This window comes from Thiolapillus sp. (assembly GCF_048562965.1).
Taxonomy (GTDB): Bacteria; Pseudomonadota; Gammaproteobacteria; order Chromatiales; family Chromatiaceae; genus Thiolapillus; species Thiolapillus brandeum_A.
This window is the reverse complement of record NZ_JBHNMF010000015.1, coordinates 3431-7577: the sequence shown is the minus strand read 5'-3', so window position 1 is coordinate 7577 and position 4147 is coordinate 3431. Positions and strand designations below refer to the sequence as shown.

The window sequence follows — 4147 nt, the reverse complement described above, 5'->3', positions numbered from 1 at the left end:
TCGACAAGCTCGGCGAACAGCCGGGCAGGACGGAGCGGGACGGTGTGGTGGAGATCAGCCTGTCGGCCGGTACGGGCGAAGGTCTGCAGCTGCTCAAGGAGCAGCTGTTGTCCAACATGGGATTCCAGGGTGCTGAAAACACCGAGTTCCTGGCACGCCGCCGTCACCTCGATGCCATCGATCGTGCCCTGGAATGCCTGCACAAAGGCAGTGAAGCCCTGGAAGCGCAGCAGGCCGGCGAACTGCTGGCCGAAGACCTGCGCCAGGCGCAGCAGATCCTGTCGGAGATCACCGGGGAATTCAGCGCCGATGACCTGCTGGGAGAGATCTTCTCCAGCTTCTGTATCGGAAAATAGCAGCGATGATGCGGTTCGTGCCTCACCGCATCCTACCTTGCCCTCACCCCCGGCCCCTCTACCGGTGAGGAAGTCGTAAAAGTGCGATTTTCCGATTCCGCCATTTTCAATGGCTTACAGCCATCGAAAATGGCGATGCGTCCTTGCATCGCGGAGGCTGTCGCCTTTTGCGACACGCTCCCTGTGGGAGAGGGGAGCAGGAGAGTGCATCGAACACCTGTTTACAACCGCTCCACCACCCACTGGGTGACGAATTCCGCCGTGCGCGCGCACTGGTCGCCCCGGCTGTCGGAAAAAGCCTGGTATTCCTCGGGTTTCCACATGTCATAGGTCTTGCCGGTGAACTGCTGCTGCAGTTCCTGGCAGGTCAGGCCGCCGAATTTTTCCCTGAACTCTTCAGACAGCTGATTGGCCTTGGAAAAATTTCCGATGAATTTGCCCTTGGCGAATTTGTTACGGTCCCGTCCGCGCTTGGCTCCCAGCGCCAGAATACCGCCGACCAGTGAGCCGCACAGGCCCACCCCGCTGAGGCCTCCACCGCCGGAAAGGCCGTGGCTGGCCTTGATGGTTTCATCGCTGATCAGGCCCACGGTTTCCTGCACCGCGGCCAGTACACACTGGGGGCAGCAGCCGTAATCGAATTCGTATTCCAGCGCCAGAGCGGCGGCCTGGCTGGCCAGTTGTTTCCTGTCTTTCATTGTTGCGCATATCCACCATGCAGAAAGAAATGATGGTGGCGAATTTCTGATGGTTTTGCCTTGATAATTGGCAATCAGACCGGGTAGCGGGTTCAGCCGCAGCGGAATTTTCGAACACGCTTTTTCAGGGCGGAAATCATGTCCTCGCGCGGGTGCCTGCCGTAGCGCAGCGCCATGTACTGCTGCATGATGGCCTGGATATCGGCGCTTTTCTGCGGGAAACGGGTGACGGCCATTTTCAGCAGATCCTGCGGTCCGGTGGCGGGCTGGATTTCCAGGCCCCCTTTTTCCAGCTTGTGTTGGAATTTGCTGTAAGCCTGCCGGAGCGGGTCCTGCCTTTGTGCCCGCCGCCGCATGCCCAGCAGAAATACCAGGCTGCCCGCCAGGATGGCGCTGATGGCCGCCGCGACGCCGAGCTGATAACCCTGCAGTCGGGACAGCCCCATTTTTTGCAGCAGTGACTGCTGCCGGTCACTGTTGAAACCCACTACCCAGTAGTGCCAGTTGAGCTGCAGATTGTCCCGGAACCATTTCAGGTTGCGGGCCAGCCGGGCAACAAAAGCCGGCGGGTTTTTTAGGTTGAAGGTCACGGGAGCGCCTTCAGCATAGCGCGTTGGCGTGATGGAATGCTCGATGCGTTCGGGCGCTACGGCAGACGTGGGATCCACCCGCGTCCAGCCCCTGTTCGCCAGCCAGACTTCCGCCCAGGCATGGGCATTACTTTGCCGGATCACCAGGTGACCGCCCAGAGGATTGAGCTCTCCGCCTTGATAGCCGATGATCACCCGGGCGGGTATGCCGGCTAGTCGCATCAGGATGACGAAACTGGTGGCATAGTGTTCGCAGAAACCTTTGCGGGTGTTGAAGAGAAACCCGTCCACGGGGTTTGAGCGCAGCAGGGGTGGCTGCAGTGTGTACACAAAAGGCTCTTCGCGAAAGAACCGAAAAGCCGCCTGAACGACCTGCTCGTCCGATCTGCCCTGACCGCGCAGTTTTTTCGCCAGCTGCCTCGTCCGGCCGGTGATAGTCCGCGGCAGCTGCAGGCCCATCTGCAATTGCCGTTTGCCGAGAGGGGCGGGGCGTATGCGCAGGCTGCTGCTCAGGCGAAAGGTATGGCGTGCATCGATATCTTTGCTGCTGCTCAGTTCGCCATAAGGATTCAGGGACAGATTTGCCGGCGCAGCAAGGACATGATCGAGGGGAAATAGCCAGGGCTGGCCGGAGGCTTCCATGGTGATCTCGTAATCATAGGGCTGACTCGCCGCCCCAAAACGGACAAGCTGCTTTTCGGACTCGTCCCGCACCCAGTCGCGCCCATCGGTTTGCCACAGCACCATGCCGCGCCAGTAACGCTGGGCCGCAGGTGGCGGTTCCCCATGAAAGCGCACACGGAACGCCACTTCGTCGGACTGACTGAGGTTGCTGATACTGCCCATGTGAATGTTGTCGGACATGCCGGTGACGCCACTGTTGCCGCCCAGGTTCAGGGACCACAGGGGACCGTCGAGCCGCGGGAAGAGCACGAACAGCAGAATCATGGCAGGGATACTGGCCACCATCATGACCAGGGCACGTTTCAGTACGCTTTTCCACGGCAGTGTATTCCCGGTGAGATTGGCGGCGATGAGCAATCCTGTCAGCCCGGTGCTGATCAGGAAAACATAGAACGTGACCAGGGGTGTCTGGTAGAAAAGGAACAGTGTGACCAGGATGAAATAGCCCATGAAAACGGCAATGTACAGATCGCGCCGGGTTTTCATCTCCAGCAGCTTCATGCCGGCCATCACCACCAGCAGCGCCACGCCGAACTGCCGGCCTTCCGTCCAGTTCGCCAGGTAGAGCACCAGAGCCAGTGCAGCCGGCAGCAGCAGGAACAACAGCCAGCCGGGAGCAGGCCTGTCTGGCGTCGGCCAGAACAGGAAGCGCAGGATGATCAGGCCCGCAAAGCTGCCACTGATGAATATATGGAGATGCCACAAATGGGGCACGGTTGCGAGCACCAGCAACAGGCCCGTCAGCCATAGGAGTGAGCGGGAAAGGGGCTTTTGCAGCAGCAGATCTTTCATTCGGCCACACCGTACAGGGCCAGTGCGCCCAGGCAGTCATGGCGGTGGCTTTCGCCGCTGCCCATGGGGATTTCCTGATCCGGCAGGCGCAGGCCGTAATGGGAGGCATCCAGGGACAGGGCCTGAACGGCTCCCGCGAGAACGCGCAAACGGTATTCCGTATCCCCGCCTTCAATGGCATCAAAATCCAGCCAGTAGCGGTTCACCCGGTCACCGCCGAACTGTTTCACCAGCAGGCCCTTTTCACCGGCGAAGGCTTTCCAGTGGATATGCCCCAGCTGATCCCCCGGATGGTAACTGCGGTGCCCCACGAAATCATCGGCGCCCACACCCCGGTCACCTTCTATGGCCATGCCCCAGGATGGGCGCGCCGAATCCAGCCAGCCTTCCAGCGGCGCGGGATAGACAACCGCACTGGCATGGGTGTCCAGATAACACCAGGCACGCAGCAGGCCCAGGGTGAGACGCCCCGGATCGAGCAGCCCACGGCGCCGGCTGCTGCAGGGCAGCCTGATCAGCCGCTTTTCATTGGCGGGACAGTCTGTGATGACACTGTCATTGCCCGCAAAACCGAACTGCAGCGCATAGTGGGCGCGGCCCTTTTCATCCCACAACTCATATTGGAAGAAAGCCGTCTCACCGGCGAATACCGGGTTTGTCTGCTTCCACTGCAGTGAAAGGTCGAGGAGGTTGCGCCAGGTATGGAAGATGGCCTGGATGAACAGCCCGGTGAGCAGGAAGGTCAGGATGAAAGCCGGGTTGTTGGCATAGTTGATCGAAGCGATGAGCAGCGTGATCAGCAACACGCCGAAAACCAGCCGGTAGCGTGTGGGCAGTATGTAGATCTTGCGGCCCGTGACCCGGGCCGGGCCACCGGTCTCGGGCTGCACCACGCGCAGCAGCTTCAGCAGGGGGCTGCCCATGGCTCAGGGAATGGCGACCGTCTGAAGTATCTGGGCAGCGTGATTGTCCCCGTCACTGCCCTGTCCCAGGCGATGTCCGGCAATGGCCGGCCACACCGCCTGCA

General features: G+C 60.6%; 3 protein-coding genes and 1 pseudogene. 1 reads left to right on the top strand and 3 read right to left on the bottom strand.

Annotated elements, in window-relative coordinates:
• Positions 1-356: pseudogene (locus tag ACOCD2_RS02010) on the top strand (tRNA uridine-5-carboxymethylaminomethyl(34) synthesis GTPase MnmE); the annotation flags it as partial.
• Between the two features lie 221 nt (positions 357-577).
• Here ACOCD2_RS02010 and ACOCD2_RS02005 read toward each other — a convergent pair.
• From ACOCD2_RS02005 to ACOCD2_RS01995, 3 genes are all read right to left on the bottom strand, one after another.
• Positions 578-1054: a C-GCAxxG-C-C family protein gene (locus tag ACOCD2_RS02005; protein ID WP_293645040.1), complete on the bottom strand. Its 477-nt coding sequence runs from the start codon at positions 1052-1054 to the stop codon at positions 578-580.
• A gap of 92 nt (positions 1055-1146) precedes the next feature.
• The gene (locus tag ACOCD2_RS02000) at positions 1147-3120 is read right to left on the bottom strand and encodes a transglutaminase TgpA family protein (RefSeq protein ID WP_293645038.1); all 1974 of its coding nucleotides are present in this window, start codon (positions 3118-3120) and stop codon (positions 1147-1149) included.
• The gene (locus ACOCD2_RS01995; RefSeq protein WP_293645036.1) at positions 3117-4043 is read right to left on the bottom strand and encodes a DUF58 domain-containing protein; all 927 of its coding nucleotides are present in this window, start codon (positions 4041-4043) and stop codon (positions 3117-3119) included. Before ACOCD2_RS01995 ends, ACOCD2_RS02000 begins: the two co-directional genes overlap by 4 nt.
• Positions 4044-4147 lie beyond the last annotated feature (104 nt).

Coding starts and splice junctions, on each gene's coding strand:
- ACOCD2_RS02005 (WP_293645040.1), bottom strand. CDS start 1,054: ATGAAAGACAGGAAACAACTGGCCAGCCAGGCCGCCGCTCTGGCGCTG.
- ACOCD2_RS02000 (WP_293645038.1), bottom strand. CDS start 3,120: ATGAAAGATCTGCTGCTGCAAAAGCCCCTTTCCCGCTCACTCCTATGG.
- ACOCD2_RS01995 (WP_293645036.1), bottom strand. CDS start 4,043: ATGGGCAGCCCCCTGCTGAAGCTGCTGCGCGTGGTGCAGCCCGAGACC.